The sequence below is a fragment of the Methylobacterium tardum genome (genome assembly GCF_023546765.1).
Taxonomy (GTDB): Bacteria; Pseudomonadota; Alphaproteobacteria; order Rhizobiales; family Beijerinckiaceae; genus Methylobacterium; species Methylobacterium tardum.
In genome coordinates this window covers 2,114,071-2,130,182 of the sequence record NZ_CP097484.1, presented here as the reverse complement: position 1 = coordinate 2,130,182, position 16,112 = coordinate 2,114,071, and the positions used below count along the sequence as shown (strand labels likewise).

The window sequence follows — 16,112 nt, the reverse complement described above, 5'->3', positions numbered from 1 at the left end:
CGGGCCATACCGTTCCGCCCGGCCGTCAAGCTCCAGCCCCCTCGTCCGCCATGGCTGAAGCGGCGGCCTTCAGCCCCCACCGCACGAGGTCCTCGGCGTCCCGGGCCGATCTGGCCTCCGCGTAGCATCGCAGTTCCGGAGCGTTGCCCGAGGCGCGGAAGTGGATCGTCCGTCCACCGTCCAGATCGATCCTGATCCCGTCCTGCTGATCGACGGCCTGCGGCGAACCGATCGGCCGGAGGAAATCGTCCCGGAAACCCGCCTCGCCGAGACGGGCGAGAAAGGCGCTGCTCCGCTCCGCGGGCGTGTTCGGAAGCCGGTCGCTCGCCATCTCGCCCGCATCGAGCGAGGCGACCAGATCGGCCAGCGACAGGCCGGCCGCGCGCGCCGCCGCGAGCGACGCCAGGATGGGCAGCATCGCGTCGCGGGTCGGCAGGATACCCAGAACGTTTTCGCCGACGCGGACGTCTGACCCCAGCAGGAAGCCGCCGTTGGCCTCGAAGCCGATCACAGCCCGGGCCCCGGCGCGTCGCGCCTGCTCCATGCCGGCGATGACGAAGGGCGAGCCGACCTTGGTGCGGATGACCTGCTTGAAGCCGCCCGATCGCTCGAGAGCCGAGCAGGCCGTCACCGGCACCACGGCCGTATCGGCGCCCAGGTAGCGGGCCGTGATGAGCCCGAGCACGTCGCCCCGCACGATCCGCCCGGTGCCATCCGCCATCAGGGGCCGATCGGCGTCACCATCGGTGGTCACCAGCGCGTCGTAGTCGCCGGACGCCATGACGCCGCGGATGAACGCGACGTCCTCGGGACGGTGCGCCTCGGTATCGATCGGCACGAAGGTGTCGGACCGGCCGATCGGCGTCGCGCTGGCACCGAAGCCGGCCAGCAGATCCGTCAGCAGATCGCGCGCGACCGAGCTCTGCTGATACACCGCGATGCGCAGCCCCTCCAGGATCCGGGGCGCGAAGGCCGCGCGGTAGCGCTGGCGATAGCGCGCGATGGCATCGGGCTCCGGCACGGGCGGGACGGGGGACGTCGTCGCGTCGGACGCTTCGATATCGCCCAGAGCGGCCAGGATGGCGGCCTCGTCGGCTTTGGTGATCTCGCCGTCGGGCCGATAGAATTTCAGACCGTTGCGGTCCTCGGGGATGTGGCTGCCGGTGACCATGACGGCGTAGGCGCCGCGCCGCATCGCCTCGAGGGCGAGGGCCGGGGTGGGGAGGGCGCCGCAATCGACCGCCGAGAAGCCGGCTGCCGCGGCCGCATGCGCCACGGTCGCGGCGAGGCCGGGACTGCTCGCCCGCAGGTCCCGCCCGATCACGACTTCGCGCCTGCCGTTCCCGGCCGGAACCGATCGGAAGAAAGCGCCGGCATAGGCGTAGCACGGGCTGCCCACGAGGTCCGTCACAAGACCCCGCAGCCCGCTCGTCCCGAATTTCAGACTGCTCACGGCATTCCTACCGATGCTGACGCTGCGACATGCGCGTGACCCATGCCCAAAATCGCACGCCGTCACAACGCTCGGCGTGCGGACACGACGCCGGACGCGAACGCCGTCAGGACGATGGCTGGGTTCTCCTGCCGATCTCAGGCACGGCACGGCGCCCGTGTGCGAAAGGCGCGGATGTGTCGTTGCGGATCCTGAAGCGGCGGCCCCTCAGCCGCGTCGCTCAAGCCGCGAGCGCCGCCTGACCGTCCCGGCCGTGCGCCTGGTCCATGATCTCGCCGATCCGCTCGCCGACCGCGACCGCGATCGCCACCGAGGCCGGCCCTTCCAAGCCCTGCCGGCAGATCCGGTCGAGGACGTCGGTCACCCGCTGCTCCATCACGCCGAGGATCGCCGCGGCCGCCTGGGGCTGCGCGCCGCGCAGCACCGCCGCGAGGTCGCAATAGGCGTCGTGAAGAAGCCGGAGCGTCAACCGCTCGACCGCTTGCTCGTCCTCCGCCGCCAGTGCCCGCATGTCGCGCCTCTTGACCCCACTGCCGGCAGCGTCGCCCGGACCTGTTAACAACAGGTGAAGACGACAGGCGCAAAGCAAGACTCGGCTAACCTATCGGATCCGGGGGGGGGGGGCGCTGGCATCCGGCGCGCGATGCCCGCGCCGGAGCCGGCGTCGGTCACCGAGCGGGCGAGACCGGATGGAACTTGGCGGGCCCCCAGGTGTCGGATCTGCGTGACCCTTCACCACGGGAGTTCCTCATGCGCGCGCTTCTCCTGGCTGGCCTCTGCCTGTCGTCAGCCGTCACCACCCCCGTCCTGGCACAGGTGCAGCAGAACAATCCCAATGCCGCCAACCAGTCGATGGGCCTGAACAGCCAGATGCGCACCCTGCAGCAGGAGCAGACGACCCAGAGCGATACGCTCCGGATGAACATCCAGCGGAACGAGGCCGCGACGCCGGCCCCGAACACCGGCCCCAACGCAATCGGCCCTGTCGGTGGTCGGCCGGGCCCCATGGGGCGCTAGAGCTGTTCCCGGCCCCGTTGAGCCGGTCGGCGACGGGACGCCTGCGTGGTGTTGGATCATCCCACCCGCGTCCTCATCCTGAGGTGCGGCGAAGCCGCCTCGAAGAGGGGCTTCAGCCAGCCGCGCGATCCCTGGGGCGCTCCTTCAGGGCCCGCTGACGCGGGCACCTCAGGATGAGGGGGTGGACACGGAAACAACTTGGTCGTCGCGGCTCGCCAGCGCGCCCCACTCCCAGAGCATGTCGCAACACGAACGGTCGCGGCGCCAAGACGGCTTCGGTGGTGTCCTCCGCGACCGGCCGAAGGCCGTGCTTCTGGCTGCCGCCTGCGCGATCACCTGATCGGGGGCGGCTCTGGAGGCGTGCGTCCGGATCGATCAAGACCGGCTACCGGCCCGAAAGGCTCGATCCGACGTGGCCCGAGAGCTGACTCGGTGTTCCGAGCTGCGTACCGTTCGGCTTGGTGTCCAGGCTCAGCTCTGGGGCGACGAGGCCGCCAGGGGCTGGATTGGACGGCTGGATAGGTTCAGAGGCCGCCTTGCCCCCAGCGAGAGGAATGACGACGCGATCGGGCCGAATCTCGGTCTCACACAGACGCTGACAGATCGGGATCATCACGTCGGTCGGCTGGCAGATCGGTCTCATCGTGCCCTGGACGCACGTGCAGCGGCAGAGGGCTGACGCAGGGGCCGGTAGCAGCGATAAGGGAGACGGCGAGCAGCAGTGAGCGCATGGTGACCAGCCCAGCGTAACCTGGAGCGCGCCGGAGCGCCGCCAAGCCGCTCAGCCGGGTTCAATCGACGGAGCGCCGATCCGCCGCGGCGACCGGGTTGTCGGGCCGAGGCCAGACCGCGGCATCGTCGGGCAGGGTGCGCAGCACCGTGCAGCCCATGCCGATCATGGCCCGCTCGCCGATCTTCAGACCCTGGAGCACTTTGGCGAGGGGACCGACCAGGCTGTCCGCACCGATCGCGCAGCGGCCGCCGATGAAGGCCGCGGGCGAGATCGTCGTGTTGTCGCCGATCGCCGCATCGTGGCCGATGATCGCGCCGGTGTTGACGACGCAGAACCGGCCCAACCGGGCATCGACGTTGACGATCACCCCATGCGCGACGAACGCTCCCGCGCCGAGCGCGACGCCCTGGCTGACGATCGCATGCGGCGACACCAGGGGCGGGCAGGGGAGCGCATGCCGGTCGAGCCAGGCGATGATCTCGGCGCGCGCCTGGATCGCGGCCCGGCTCACGCCGCCCACCGCGAGGGCCACACCGTCGAACTCCGCGCGATCGGCCAGCAGCTCGTCGAGGTAGCCCCGATAGGATCCGACCTGGGCGGTCGGCTGGCTCGAGTAGGTCGCCTCCACCGTGTAGCCGCGCATCTGCGCGACTTCGGCGATCTCCTTGGAGAAGCCGCCGCCGCCGATCAGGGCCAGGCGCTTGGTCGCGCGCGTCACCGAACTCTGTCCGTCACAGCGTCGCCCCGCCGTCGACCCGCAGGATCTCGCCGGTCACGTGCCGCGCCTGCGGCGACATCAGGAACGCGATGGCTTCGACCACCGACTCGACGGTCGCGGCGCCCGCGGGGCTGCGCTTCTCCAGCGCCTCCTTGAACTCCGCGCCGTACATGCGGGCATGGGCCTGGGTCATCTCGGTGTCGAGCCAGCCCGGCGCGACGGCGACCGCCCGCCGGGGGGCGAGTTCGCGGGCCAGCCCCCGGATCAGCGCGTCGAGCCCCGCCTTGGAGGCGGAATAGGGCACGATGGCCGGCTCCGGGCGCTGGGCGGCCACCGACGACACGGCGCAGAACACGGCGTCGCGGGTCGAGATCCGGGCGCTGCCGAAGGCGGCGGCGAACAGGGTCGGGGCGACGAGGTTCGTCTTGTAGAGCCGCTCGACCTCGTCCACGCTGAGGCTGCGCATCGGCTTGATGATCTGGACTCCGGCGCAGTAGACGAGGCCCGTGAGCGGGCCACGCTCGGCGACGGCCGCCTGCAGCACGCCGCCGATCGCCGCGAGATCGGTCACGTCCGCCGCGATGGTGGCGATCCCGGCCGCGGCGAGTTCGGCCAAGCGGTCCGTCCGACGGGCGAGGGCGGTGACCGCCCCCTGCTGGGCGAACCGCTCGGCCACGGCCCGTCCGATGCCGCTGCTCGCGCCGACGACGAGGATGTGCCCCTCGGCCTCCGCCATGGTCCCGGCCTCAGGCTTGCAGCTTCGCGCCGGCGATGCCGAGGAGATCGTCGGTGGTCGCGGCCTCCGCGATCCGCGACGGCTCGACCTCCAGGCCCAGCGTGTCGAACAGCGCCATGATGTTGAGGATGCCGAGAGAGTCGAAGGTCTCGATCTCGCCGAGCTTCTGGCCGCGCGCGAGCGGCCCCGGCCGATCCAGGATCGCGCCGAGCTCGTCCAGGAACCCAGCCTCGGTCATCACGCGGTCTCCTCGAACTTCAGGACGGGCGGTGCGTAGATCCGGTCGGTGGTGATCGCGCACGCACCCCAGCTCAGCCCCACGCCGAATCCGGCCAGCACCGCGCGCAAGGGCCGGTGTGAGAAATCCTCCGCCAGGAAACCCGAGATCGTGCCCGGGATCGAGGCCGAGTTCTGGTTCCCGTAGACGGATTGCGTGCCCGAGGGAAGCTTGCCGTCGTCGAGGCTCAGGCGCCGCTGCAGGTTCTTCAGGATATACTTGTTCGGCTGGTGCAGGACGTAGAAGTCCGGCTCCTCCGGCCGCAGGTCGGCGGCCGCCAGGATGTCGGTGATCAGGGACGGCACGCGCTTCAGTGTGAAGTTGAACACCTGCGCACCGTCCATCTGCATGGAGGCGGGCTTGTCGCGGTCCTCGGCATCGGCGCGCAGGCCGCTATGCGGGATGAACAGGGCCTTCTCGCCGGACCCGTCGCTGTGGAGCTGGAACACGCTCTCGGTCGCGCGCCGCTCGATCAGCACGGCGGCGCCGGCATCGCCCATGATGGGGGTGATGGCCCGGTCGTCCTTGGCGACCATCCGGCTCGCCACGTCGCCGACGCAGAGCAGGATCCGCCTCAGCCCGGATTCGGCGAGGCTGTAGGCGACCGAGAGGCCGTACACGAAGCCGCTGCAGCCCAGCCGCATGTCGAAGCAGAGCGTGTCGGTGCGCAGGCCGAGCCGGTGCTGCAGGCCGATCGCCGTCGAGGGCGAGCTGTAATCCGGCGTCTGGGTGACCAGGATCAGCCCGTCGAGATCCTCCGGCCGCAGGCCGAGGCCGTCGAGGAGGTGCCGGGCGGAATGCAGGCAGAGGTCGGCCGTCGTGGTGGCGTCGCGCACGACGACGTGGCGCGTGGTGAACCCCATGGCGCGCTTGAGCCGCTCGGCCTCCTCCGGCGCCATCCCGAGATCCGCCGCCTCCGCGTCGAAGGCCAGCGCCCGGCCGCCGACCGTGGTGACGAGGCCGGCGAGGCCCGCGTTCCGGAACCGGAGCTCAGCCACGGTTCACGGCTTCCGCCACGTAGTCGAACCAGCTCTGGATCCGGCGCAGCGGCGAGCGCGTGCTGTCGAGGATGCTCTCATCGGCCAGCGGGACGTAGCGGCCCACGGCCTTCTCGACCTCGGACTCGGTCTCGAGCAGCAACTCGACCACCGCGAAGGAATCGATCTTGTCGAACAGGTCGTCCTCGGGCCCGAGCGCGCCCAGCTCCGGGCGGCCCCAGGTGTCGGCGAGGCGATCCAGGGTGGCGCGGGCCGCGGCGGCGGCGCTCTCACTCCGCGACGATGTGGATGTAGGCGGTGTCATCCGGTCCTCGGGTCAGTCGATAGTCCTTGCCCTCGGGGCCAGAGCCGATGAGCGCGAACCCGTTCTCGTCCAGGAAGGTCTCGACCATGCGGTTCTTCGGGCTCGGGCGGTAGTGGGCCCGCAGCGCCGGATCGGCCTCCTGCTGGCAGATGTAGCGCAGGACTTGGCTCTCAATGCGGCGCCCAAGCGCCCGGCAGCTCATCAGGAAGGTCTCGAGCGCGCCGTCCCGGACGATGGCGACCCCGACGACACCCATGTCGCCGAACCGGTCGACCACCCGGGCCGCATAGACGCTGCCCTGCCGCATCGCGGAGGCGACCTCGTCCTCGGTGTAGCGGCGCGTGGTGAGATTGAACTGGTTGGTCTTGTTGATCAGCTGCGTGACCCGCCGTAACGAGCCCGGATTGTTGCGGGCCATGTGCACGCGGATGTCGAGAGAAGCGAGGTAATCCTCCATCGAGGCGGCCGAGCGCTGCAGCTCCTGCCGCTGCGCCTCGCCCCGGTACTGCTCGGTCTTGGCCAGATCCTCGGCGGTGACGTTCCGGGCCCGCAGGGACGCGATCCCGTCGAGGAGCGCGAGGGCCAGCTCCGGACGCGTCCGGTCGAACAGGTGGCACTCGACGCCGGGCAGCCGCGCCCGGACCTCCTCGATCTCGAAGGGGTTGTCGCCGAGGAAGATGAAGCTGTCGAGGCCGAGATTGAGCGTCTCGGCGAGTTCGCGGATGTTGTCGCTCTTCTCCGACCAGTTGCTGCGGTAGGCCACGAAATCGTCGAGGCGCAGCGGCATCGCGCGCTGCGCGAAGACCGAGCGGAAATCCTCGTCGTTGTTCTTGGTCACCGCGCAGAGCAGGATGCCCAGGCTCTTCAGGCGCAGCAGCTGGCGCTGGAGCTGCGTGTGGACGATCCCCGGATAGTCGGTGTCGACCTCGAGGTTCTCCACGCCGTCCTCGCCCACGACGCCGCCCCAGAGCGTGTTGTCGGCGTCGACCACCACGACCTTCCGGCGCGCCCGCAGCCGGACCGCGACGGCGTCCGCGTAGCGCTCCACCAGCGCGTCCACGGCGGCCGGGGCGTAGGGCATCTGGTAGAGGAGGCGGTTCCGCTCGCGGAACGCGTTGGCGAAGCCGAGGATCGCGAGGGCGCCTGCCGCGTCGGCGACGCTGACCCGTTCCTGCGACCGGGCGAGGTCGAACAGCACCGCGTTCACCCGGGCCAGGGCTTCGAGCTGATCGTGGAGATCGCTCTCCACCGACGAGACCGGCACGAACGGCACCGTGTTGAGGATGACGGTGCCGGGGCCGCGCTCGAGCCGGGCCGAGACCAGCTCGGCGAGGGCCCGCGCGCGGGCGACCGCGCCGGCATCCGGGGCGACGTCGAAGAACCAGCGATGGTCGAGATGCACGATCAGGACGTCGACGGAGGCCGGCCCCGCCAGGACCTGCTCGATCTGCCCGATGGGGAAGTGTTCGCAGCTCGCGTCCGCGAGGTCCGCGAGGCGGCCGGACACTTTCCCGAACGGGTTGGTGACGACGTTTCCGACGAAGCCGATCGACAGGGCGCGAGCCGTGGTCATCCTCGATACCGGTTCCTGCGGCGTCCCGGTGGATGCCTGCCCTCCGGCGGTCGACCGGCCCCTTTCCGTGCGTGCGCGTGCCGCCCTCTTGCGAGATCCCCTGTCATAAAGCAAGGGGCGAAGCGGTTCGCGCCGGTGCCTCCGTGCTGCACGCGGGCGCTCGGTCGCGGCCCCGTCGGGGCCGAGGCCGCGGATGAGGAGCTTCCCGATGAACGGACCCGGGTCGGACGATCCCCCCGCGATGACGCGGGTCTGGACCGAGGCGCATCAGATCGCCTTCGCGCGGGCCACCGGCGACGTGAACCCGATGCACATGGATGCGCGCGTGGCCCGCCGGACGCTCGCCGGCGACAGGGCCGTTCACGGCGTTCATGCCGCCCTCTGGGCCCTGGATGCCTGCGCGGACAAGCAGCCGCTCGCGCGGCTCGCGACGCTGCAGATGCGGTTCGAGCGCTTCGTGCTGGTCGGAGATCGGGCCGAGGTCACGGTCCACGACGCGGATGCGCGGCAGATGCGCCTCTCGGTGTCGGTCGATGGAGTCCGTACGGTCACGATCCAGGGAACATTCGCGTCCGAGCGGGCACCGGCCGAGACGGTCGATGCGGCACCGACCGAGATCCCGGACGCGCCGGACGTGATCGATCCGGCGACGATCGCCAGTCTGGCGGGCACGTTCCGGCTTCCCGATCCTGCGGCAATCGCCGCGCTGGCGCCGCGGCTCGCGCAGGCGATCGGCCCCGCCCGCGTCGCCGGGCTGGGTGGCCTCTCGACCCTCGTCGGCATGTTCGTGCCCGGGCTGCATTCGATCCTCTCGAAGATCGACGTGACGGTCACCGACGCGGCGCACGGATCGCGCCTTGCCTACGCGGTCAAGCGGTTCCAGCCGATGCTGCAATCGGTAACCCTCGAGGCGAAGGGGCCGGGCCTCACCGCGCGGGTCGAAGCCTTCGTCCGTCCGCGCCCGGTCGAGCAGGAGAGCCTGCAGGACATCGCCGCGCTGGTGCAGCCGGGCGCGTTCTCCGAGGTGTCCGCCCTCGTCATCGGCGGTTCGCGGGGCCTGGGCGCGGCGACGGCCGTGCTGATCGCCGCGGGGGGCGGTGCGGTCTGCATCACCTACGCGTCGGGCGTCGAGGAGGCGGAGGCGGTCGCCCGGGAGATCCGGGACGGCGGCGGCCGCTGCCAGGTGCTCCGCTACGACGCCGCGGGTCCGGTCGCCGCCCAGCTCGATGCCCTGGCGATGCGCCCATCCCAGCTCTACCATTTCGCGACACCCCGCATCTTCCGCCAGAAGCGCGCGCCGTTCGAGCCGTCCTGCTTCGAGGAGATGATGCGCGTCTACAATTACGCCTTCTACGAATTGAGCCTGTTCTGCCTCGGACGCCGGGATGCGGTGGCGGCCTTCTATCCCTCGACCACGGCCATCGACGAGGCGCCCCGCGACACGCTCGAATACGTCATGGCGAAGAGTGCCGGCGAGACCCTCGCCGCGACGATGGCGCGGACGATCCCGAACCTGCGGACCGTGATCGAGCGCCTGCCGCGGGTGCGGACGGATCAGACGGCCACGATCTTCCCCGTCCCGGCCGCTTCCCCCGGCGCGCTGATGCTGCCGATCATCCGGCAGATGTCGGCGACGGCCTGACCCGCACACCGACCAGCCCGGGACGAGCGGCCCCGCTCACTCGGCCGCGGCGTCGCTGTGAGGCTCGTCCTCGGCAGACCTGTCCTCGGCCGGATCAGCCTCGCCCGCGGCCGCGTCGGGTTCCCGGTCCGAGCCCAGTGCGGCGGTGAAGAAGTCGCCGTTCCGGACCGCTTCGCCGCCCGTCACCATCATGCTCAGATAGGTGTTGAGGGTGTTGGGTGCGACGTCGGGGAGCCGTTCGGCGATCTCGGCATGCGACAGGCCCTGCGGACCCGCGCTGCCGAGCAGCCCCTTCAACCGGCCCTTGGCCGAGTTCGCCCGCGGACCGCGGGCGCCGCGCCGTCCGCCCTGCTGTGGCGCAGCGCGATCACCGGCGGTCGGCCGCGGGGCCTCCGAGGAACGCGGATGCCCTGTCTCCTCGAGCGGAACGCCCTCCACGATCGAGGTCAGCGCGGCCTCTGCCGCGCGGAGCTTCGTCAACTCCGCCGCGATCCGATCGTAATCGCTCTGCAGGGCCGCGCGGCGCGCCCTGACGTCGACCAGAGCCTTTGTCAGCGTGTTGTCTTCAGCCACGGGATGGCCTCATCCTCAAGATCGCTCAAGGCCGGCCATACGTCATAGGCCCCTTCGGACGTCAACACGCGGCAGACCTGTTGCCACTCTGTCGGGAGGCAGAATCGGTGGGCGTCAGCGCGAGTTGTGACGCCGGCGCTACATGGCCTAGAGACATCCGGAAACACCTCTACCGGATTCGAACGCACTCGCGTAGCGTCGCGCGGCAACGGTTCCGATCACAGCGCTCCGATCCCGTGGCTGCCACGGCAGAAGACGGGGCTACTTCCCCGGCCTCGAAGCGCGGCCCTCCGGGCGCCGGCACAGACCGCATCGCGCGGGGACGCAGACGTCAACCCCACAGAGAACAGTATGTCGCTGAACATCTTCGATAAAGGCGAAAATAACGTCATCGATATCGATGTCCGCGACCAGCAAAACCAGGCCGGAAAGATATACATAAACGGCAGCAACAATTACGTCCGCATCGGAAGAGGCTGCGTTTCGGACAAGGATATGCACATCGTCATCGAATCGAATTGCCGGTTCGATGTTGGGGAGGATGTTCGTCTCTCGATGGCCAACATCTATATCGGTCCGGGCTCGGTGCTCAGCATCGGCGACCGGACGGGCTTCACCGGTTTGGTCCACCTCAACCTCATCGAGGCGAAGACGATCGAGATCGGGACGAACTGCTCGATCGCTTCCGGTGTGTGGATGACGACGAGCGACTTCCACTCCGTCGTCAGCCTGGATACCGGCGCGCGGCTGAACCCAGCCAAGCCTGTCCGCGTCGGCCATCACGTCTGGATCGCCAACCAGGCCACGCTCCTCAAGGGCTCCGTCATCGGCGACAACGCTATCGTCGGCGCCCATGCGGTCGTGACCGGAACCGTGCCGCCCCATTGCGTGGCCGCAGGAAATCCTGCGCGTATCGTGCGGGAGAACGTGACCTGGCGCTCGGACCTCATCTGAGCGCGTCTGCGCGCGCGGAACTCCGTGCTCCCGGTCGGCGTGACCAGCGTTGTTTACCCCGCGCGCGCGTTCCGATAGGGCGGTGGGCCGCCGCTGCGCCTCCCGGGCCGACGCGGCGCCCGGCCTTCAATCCAGCCTGCGCGAACACATGCTCATCCGAGCTTCAGGTCCCGATCGATCCGCCAGCGCGAGCCGCGCGTCGGCACGGACCGATCGTGCGGCATCGGTCGACGGCGGCACGATGATCGACGGAGCGCCGCCGATCCCGATGCCGGGCGCATCGGCCGATGAGCCGAGAGCGGTGCTTTGAGGACGCTCTACGGACTGTATCTCCGCTGGGCCGGTACGGGCTCCGTCCGCGCGAGCAGCAACCCGCTGGTCCGGCTCGCAGCGCGCGGCGGCCTCCCGGCCGCGAACGACCTCGCCACCGCGGAGGCGCAGATCGCGGCGCTGGCGCCGTCTTTCGACGCGGGCTTCTACGCGAGCTGGTACGGGATCACGGCCGATCCGGTGCGCGACTACCTCGTCCAGGGCTGGCGCGAGGGCCGCGACCCGCGGCCCGACTTCTCCTCCGCCGCCTACCTCGCCGCCCGGCCCCATCTCGCCAAAGCCGGCATCAACCCGTTCCTGCACGCCCTCTCGACACACAGGCGCCGGTCCGGTGCGGCCGGCGGCGCGGACACGGGCGCGGCCCTGCCGAAGCCCGACACCGCCGAGGTCCAGCGCCTCGCCCGCCGCCTCGCCGACGGGCCGTTCTACCTCGCCGGCAACCCCGACCTGCGGGAAGCCGGCGTCGATCCGGTCGACCACTACATGGCCTCGGGCTGGCGCGAGGGCCGCGAGCCGTCGCCCCGCTTCGACACCCTGGCCTACTGCCTGACCCGCGGGATCACCTACGCCACCCAGAACCCGCTGGTGCACTACGTCCTGCACGGCGGAGCCGCCCGGCCGGAGCCGGCCGAGGCGCTGGCGCTGCGGGTCGCGACGCTCGCGCCCTATTTCGACGCCGCCCACTACCGGCGGCGCCTGAACGCCGCGCAGCCGGAGGCGTGGGCCGGCGCCACGGACGCGGAGCTGCTGCGCTTCTACGTGGCGGAGGGCTGGCGGCGGCTCGTCAGCCCGCGTCCGGACTTCGACCCGGCCGGCTTCGTGCAGGCGCGCGCCGGCAGCCGGGCGGTCGCGGACGACCCGTTCTTCCGCTACGTGGCCGAGACGCGTCTGTCCGGGCGGGAGCCGTTTGCCGAGCCGGAGCGGCTGAACGTGCCGGCGGTGGATGAGGCCTGGTACCGGGCGACCTACCCGGATGTGGGCGGGCGTGAGCCGTACCTGCACTTTGCCGGTCTGGGCTGGCGGGAGCTGCGCGATCCGGGGCCGGGGCGCTCGACGCTGGCGGCGCTGCTGCGGGTGTGCGGGTTGCGTCCGGCGCGGGCGCCTGTCGAGGACACGGGCTGGCTGGGGGCGATCGGGGCCGAGCCGGTGGAGCGGGCGGCGTTCCTGGACCTGCAGGCGCGGCTGGTGGCGGGGCATTTCGACCACGGCTTCTACCGGGCACGCTACGGGCTGCCCGCGGAGGCCGACGCGGTGCGCGACTATTGCGACACCGGCTGGCGCAGGGGCCGAAACCCACGGCCCGACTTCAACGGCTGGGCCTACCGGGCGCATCACCCCCACGTCGAGGCGACGGGTCTCGCCCCCTTCGTCCACTTCCTCGCCACGGCGCTGCTTCGCGGCGTCGACCTCACGGATCCCGCCTTCGATCCGCGCAACGGCAGCCCGCCGCCTGAGGAAGATGCGGAGCTGATGGAGCAGGCGCGGCTGATCGAGCCCTATTTCGACGCCCCCTGGTACCTGAAGCGCTACCCCGACACGCGCGGGTTCGAGAACGGTCCCGCCATGCACTTCCTGTCGCACGGACAGGAAGAGGATCGCGATCCCAGCAAGGCCTTCGTGACCCGGTTCTACCGCCGGGCCTACGGTCACCTGTTGGGTCCTGGGGAGTCGCCGTTCCTGCACTACGTCCGGACCGGGCGGGCGGCCGGGCTGCTGGCCGCGCCCGAGGATCTGGGCACCGCCCCGCCCATGACCGCCCCCGCAGCCCAGGACTGGGACGGCCTGCCGCAAGCCCTGCCCATCGCTCAGGCCCGCGTCGTCGTCATCGTCCCCGTCTACAAGGGACGCGGCGAGACCCTGCGCGCCATCCACGCCTGCCTGTCGGCCCCGCAGCAAACCCCCTTCACCCTGCTGGCCGTCAACGACCGCTCCCCCGACCCGCAGCTCACCGCCGAGCTGGCCGACCTCGCCCGCAAGGGCCTGTTCCACCTCGCCGAGAACGAGCAGAACCTCGGCTTCGTCCGCTCGGTCAACCGCGCCCTCAGCCTCCGCCAGGGCCGCGCCGTCGTCCTGCTCAACTCCGACGCCCAGGTCTTCGGCGACTGGCTCGACCGCCTCGTCGCCCATGCCGAGCCCGATGCCGAACCCGAGGCTGAACCCGCGGACGCCGCCCGCCCGCGCGTGGGCAGCGTCACGCCGCTGTCCAACAACGCCACGATCTGCTCCTACCCGCGCTTCAACGCCAACAACACCATGCCGCTGGAGATCGACCGGCCCGATCTCGACCGCTTGGCCGCCCGGATCAACCGCGGCCGCGCCGTGCCCGTGCCCACCGGCGTCGGCTTCTGCATGTACATGACCGCCGAAGCGCTCGACGCCGTCGGCCCCCTCGACGCCGAGGCCTTCGGCAAGGGCTACGGCGAGGAGAACGACTGGTGCCTGCGCGCCACCAAGGCCGGCTTCGTCAACCTGCTCGCCGAGGACGTCTACGTCTACCATGCCGGCCAGATCTCGTTCGGGCTGGATGAGGGCGGCGAGTACGACCAGGGCCAGGCGGCGCTGCTGTCCAAGCACCCCGACTACCCGGCGCGTGTCGGGCAGTTCGTCCAGGCCGATCCGGGCCGGGGCGGGCGGGCGCGCCTCGACCTCGCCCGGCTGGCCCGGCACTGCGCCGGCCGGGCGCTGCTGTACGTGACCCACAGCTGGGGCGGGGGCATCCAGCGGCACATCGACGACATGATCGCAAAGGCCCGGGCCGAGGGCCTGTCGGTGGTGCTGCTGCAGATCGACCGGACCCGCAACCTCGAGGTCCAGGTCGCCTACCGCGGCGCCGAGTTCCTGTACCTGCCCAACCTCGGCAGCCTGTACCTGCCGCGCGACGCCGCGACGGTGTCGGGCTTCATCGCGGCGCTGGCGCCGGTCCTGATCCACGTGCACTCGCTGGCGGGGCTGCGCTGGGCGGCGGCGCGGGCGCTGATGGAGCTGGTGGCGGGCTCGGGCCGGCCCTATGCCTGGACGCTGCACGACTACTCGCCGGTCTGCCACCGCAACCACCTGGTGCAGCCGGACGGGCGCTATTGCGGCCTGGCGCCGGTCGCCGAATGCCGGGCGTGCCTGGCGGCGGATGCGGAGGGGTTCGAGGAGCCGGATCCGGGTGAGCGGCGGGCGGCGTTCGGGGCGTTCCTGGCCGGGGCGGCGCGGGTGTTTGCGCCGTCCGCCGACACGGCGGCGCGGATCCGGGGGTGTACCCGGACCTGGCGATCACGGTGCGGCCGCATCTGGAGCCGGAGCGCACGGTGCGCGACACCACCCTGCAGCGGCCCGGACGCGTCCGGCGGGTCGCGGTGCTCGGCGCCATCAACCTGCCCGAAGGCGGGCTCCTGCTGCAGGCACTGGCAACGGATGCGCGCAAGCGGGATCTGCCGCTGCGGTTCTCGATCGTGGGCTTCTCCGACCCGGCGCTCACGGGCGGCCTGGAACGCGCCGGGGTCACCGAGACGGGATGCTACTCCACCGACGACACGACCCTCGACCGGCCGGCACGCGCGGCCCTCCAGATCGCCCAGACCGACCGCCACTGGGACGACGACGAGGTCCTCGACCTCGTGAACCAGATTTCAGCCGACCTGATCCTGCTTCCGTCGATCTGGCCGGAGACGTACGCGTACACGCTGACACTGGCTCTGCGCACCGGCCTGCCGGTGGTGGCCTTCGACCTCGGCGCGCAGGGCGAACGGCTCTCCGCCTACCCGAACGGCCACCGCCTGCCCTACGCACTGGTCACCGACCCGGCCGCCTGCAACGACCGCCTGCTGACCATCGACATCTCGGAAACCGGGCGGCTCTCCGGGCCGATCCAGGCCGCCGCGTACCAGAGCCTCATGCGCGACTATTACGGTTTTACGCCCTGACACCGCTCTCCGGCGGCACATTGGCCCGCCACGCTTCGGTTCGTTTCCGGAATTCCCGGTCGCAGGCCGTGCTTCACGACATGGCAGCGGATTGTGCACCCTATCCGTGCCGGACGCGATCGTACCGGCCTTACCGGCGCATTCGAGGCCTCAATTTGCGTGCTATGTGCGGACAGATCCGGATCGAGCCCCGTCAGACACTATCGCACCCATAGTGGTGCAGCGGGGCGTGCGCCCAACCCAGGCTTCGACGGCAAACTGGACCTGTCGGTCTACCCGGACGCTCGCGACGCGGGCGTCAACCTGCTGCACTTCATGAAGTGGGGGGTCCAAGAAGGGCGGCTGGACGCCGTGCAGCTTGATCGTTCGCCGACAGGAGCGAATCGCCTGAACACGCCCGGCGACGCAGTCGGTGAGACGTCGGCCGTGTGGGCGCAGATGATTGCGACACTGCAGGGCCGCGCACTGTCGAGGTTGAACCCGTCGCTCGTCGTCGCCGCGCCGGCCTCCGGATCTGCTACACGTCCGGCAGGCGCCGTCCCTTCACGACGACCCGCGGCCAGCGGTCGAGGCCGATCGGCATCAGGACCGCGATCTGGTGCGGAATCTCGGCATCGCCCAGAAGGCTCTCGAGGGAGATCCGGCAGGCCGCCTCGAGTTCGGCCTGGGTGCGCGCCCCCGAGGTCTTGATATCGGCGATCAGAAGCGCCGCGATTTCATGAGCGAAGGCATCGCCATCCGACATGCCGGCCTCCCGAAGCGAATCAGATCAGAATAATCTTCTTCGCAAACTTCCAACATCAGGACAGAACTACGTATCCACGCCTCGTTTGTTGATATTTATCCTCCAAGCTGCCTCCATCCCCGGCGATGGCGGTTCGGGACGGAATCGC

The 16,112-nt window shown here is 70.6% G+C and carries 15 protein-coding genes; 5 read left to right on the top strand and 10 right to left on the bottom strand.

What is annotated here, in order from left to right; translation table 11 throughout:
- Nucleotides 1–25: 25 nt before the first annotated feature.
- Together M6G65_RS09970 and M6G65_RS09965 are read right to left on the bottom strand one after the other, a co-directional pair.
- Nucleotides 26–1,453 carry a phosphohexomutase domain-containing protein gene (locus tag M6G65_RS09970; protein ID WP_250103884.1) on the bottom strand — a complete coding sequence of 476 codons (1,428 nt, stop codon included), beginning with the start codon at nt 1,451–1,453 and terminating at the stop codon, nt 26–28.
- Between the two features lie 220 nt (nt 1,454–1,673).
- Nucleotides 1,674–1,964, bottom strand: coding sequence for a hypothetical protein (locus tag M6G65_RS09965; protein WP_238200146.1), 291 nt, complete (start codon nt 1,962–1,964; stop codon nt 1,674–1,676).
- A 239-nt stretch (nt 1,965–2,203) separates the two neighbouring features.
- Here M6G65_RS09965 and M6G65_RS09960 point away from each other — a divergent pair, with 239 nt between their 5' ends.
- Nucleotides 2,204–2,470, top strand: a complete 267-nt coding sequence (locus M6G65_RS09960; RefSeq protein WP_238200145.1) for a hypothetical protein — start codon at nt 2,204–2,206, stop codon at nt 2,468–2,470.
- Between the two features lie 791 nt (nt 2,471–3,261).
- On the opposite strand, the gene M6G65_RS09955 is transcribed toward M6G65_RS09960, so the two are convergent.
- From M6G65_RS09955 to M6G65_RS09930, 6 genes are read right to left on the bottom strand one after another with little or no spacing between them, the layout of a single operon-like run.
- Nucleotides 3,262–3,921 carry an LbetaH domain-containing protein gene (locus tag M6G65_RS09955; RefSeq protein WP_238200144.1) on the bottom strand — a complete coding sequence of 220 codons (660 nt, stop codon included), beginning with the start codon at nt 3,919–3,921 and terminating at the stop codon, nt 3,262–3,264.
- 13 nt (nt 3,922–3,934) lie between these two features.
- A complete protein-coding gene (locus M6G65_RS09950; RefSeq protein ID WP_238200143.1) occupies nt 3,935–4,657 on the bottom strand; it encodes an SDR family NAD(P)-dependent oxidoreductase in 723 nt (240 codons plus the stop codon).
- 10 nt (nt 4,658–4,667) lie between these two features.
- A complete protein-coding gene (locus M6G65_RS09945; protein WP_238200142.1) occupies nt 4,668–4,895 on the bottom strand; it encodes a hypothetical protein in 228 nt (75 codons plus the stop codon).
- Entirely contained in the window at nt 4,895–5,932 is a 1,038-nt protein-coding gene (locus M6G65_RS09940; protein ID WP_250103883.1) for a ketoacyl-ACP synthase III, read from the bottom strand. Before M6G65_RS09940 ends, M6G65_RS09945 begins: the two co-directional genes overlap by 1 nt.
- Nucleotides 5,925–6,236 carry a hypothetical protein gene (locus tag M6G65_RS09935; protein ID WP_250103882.1) on the bottom strand — a complete coding sequence of 104 codons (312 nt, stop codon included), beginning with the start codon at nt 6,234–6,236 and terminating at the stop codon, nt 5,925–5,927. The genes M6G65_RS09940 and M6G65_RS09935 overlap by 8 nt, the downstream gene beginning before the upstream one ends.
- Nucleotides 6,202–7,809 carry an HAD-IIIC family phosphatase gene (locus tag M6G65_RS09930; RefSeq protein ID WP_250103881.1) on the bottom strand — a complete coding sequence of 536 codons (1,608 nt, stop codon included), beginning with the start codon at nt 7,807–7,809 and terminating at the stop codon, nt 6,202–6,204. Before M6G65_RS09930 ends, M6G65_RS09935 begins: the two co-directional genes overlap by 35 nt.
- Before the next feature lie 208 nt (nt 7,810–8,017).
- Here M6G65_RS09930 and M6G65_RS09925 point away from each other — a divergent pair, with 208 nt between their 5' ends.
- On the top strand, nt 8,018–9,451 hold the full coding sequence (locus M6G65_RS09925) for a MaoC/PaaZ C-terminal domain-containing protein (RefSeq protein WP_250103880.1): 1,434 nt from the start codon (nt 8,018–8,020) through the stop codon (nt 9,449–9,451).
- 36 nt (nt 9,452–9,487) lie between these two features.
- On the opposite strand, the gene M6G65_RS09920 is transcribed toward M6G65_RS09925, so the two are convergent.
- Nucleotides 9,488–10,024: a hypothetical protein gene (locus M6G65_RS09920; RefSeq protein WP_238200135.1), complete on the bottom strand. Its 537-nt coding sequence runs from the start codon at nt 10,022–10,024 to the stop codon at nt 9,488–9,490.
- Between the two features lie 351 nt (nt 10,025–10,375).
- Here M6G65_RS09920 and M6G65_RS09915 point away from each other — a divergent pair, with 351 nt between their 5' ends.
- The 3 genes from M6G65_RS09915 (at nt 10,376) to M6G65_RS09905 (ending at nt 15,219) form a co-directional block, all read left to right on the top strand.
- Entirely contained in the window at nt 10,376–10,978 is a 603-nt protein-coding gene (locus tag M6G65_RS09915; RefSeq protein ID WP_238200134.1) for an acyltransferase, read from the top strand.
- A 306-nt stretch (nt 10,979–11,284) separates the two neighbouring features.
- Entirely contained in the window at nt 11,285–14,917 is a 3,633-nt protein-coding gene (locus M6G65_RS33440; protein WP_284042377.1) for a glycosyltransferase, read from the top strand.
- Entirely contained in the window at nt 14,914–15,219 is a 306-nt protein-coding gene (locus tag M6G65_RS09905) for a hypothetical protein (protein ID WP_250103879.1), read from the top strand. The genes M6G65_RS33440 and M6G65_RS09905 overlap by 4 nt, the downstream gene beginning before the upstream one ends.
- 517 nt (nt 15,220–15,736) lie before the next feature.
- Here the strand turns inward: M6G65_RS09905 and M6G65_RS09900 are convergent.
- Nucleotides 15,737–15,964, bottom strand: coding sequence for a hypothetical protein (locus M6G65_RS09900; protein WP_238195624.1), 228 nt, complete (start codon nt 15,962–15,964; stop codon nt 15,737–15,739).
- Between the last annotated feature and the right edge of the window lie 148 nt (nt 15,965–16,112).

What these genes read in the sequence shown, in the direction of transcription:
- M6G65_RS09965 (WP_238200146.1), bottom strand. Translation starts at nt 1,964, where the DNA reads ATGCGGGCACTGGCGGCGGAGGACGAGCAAGCGGTCGAGCGGTTGACG.
- M6G65_RS09960 (WP_238200145.1), top strand. Translation starts at nt 2,204, where the DNA reads ATGCGCGCGCTTCTCCTGGCTGGCCTCTGCCTGTCGTCAGCCGTCACC.
- M6G65_RS09950 (WP_238200143.1), bottom strand. Translation starts at nt 4,657, where the DNA reads ATGGCGGAGGCCGAGGGGCACATCCTCGTCGTCGGCGCGAGCAGCGGC.
- M6G65_RS09945 (WP_238200142.1), bottom strand. Translation starts at nt 4,895, where the DNA reads ATGACCGAGGCTGGGTTCCTGGACGAGCTCGGCGCGATCCTGGATCGG.
- M6G65_RS09935 (WP_250103882.1), bottom strand. Translation starts at nt 6,236, where the DNA reads ATGACACCGCCTACATCCACATCGTCGCGGAGTGAGAGCGCCGCCGCC.
- M6G65_RS09930 (WP_250103881.1), bottom strand. Translation starts at nt 7,809, where the DNA reads ATGACCACGGCTCGCGCCCTGTCGATCGGCTTCGTCGGAAACGTCGTC.
- M6G65_RS09925 (WP_250103880.1), top strand. Translation starts at nt 8,018, where the DNA reads ATGAACGGACCCGGGTCGGACGATCCCCCCGCGATGACGCGGGTCTGG.
- M6G65_RS09915 (WP_238200134.1), top strand. Translation starts at nt 10,376, where the DNA reads ATGTCGCTGAACATCTTCGATAAAGGCGAAAATAACGTCATCGATATC.
- M6G65_RS09900 (WP_238195624.1), bottom strand. Translation starts at nt 15,964, where the DNA reads ATGTCGGATGGCGATGCCTTCGCTCATGAAATCGCGGCGCTTCTGATC.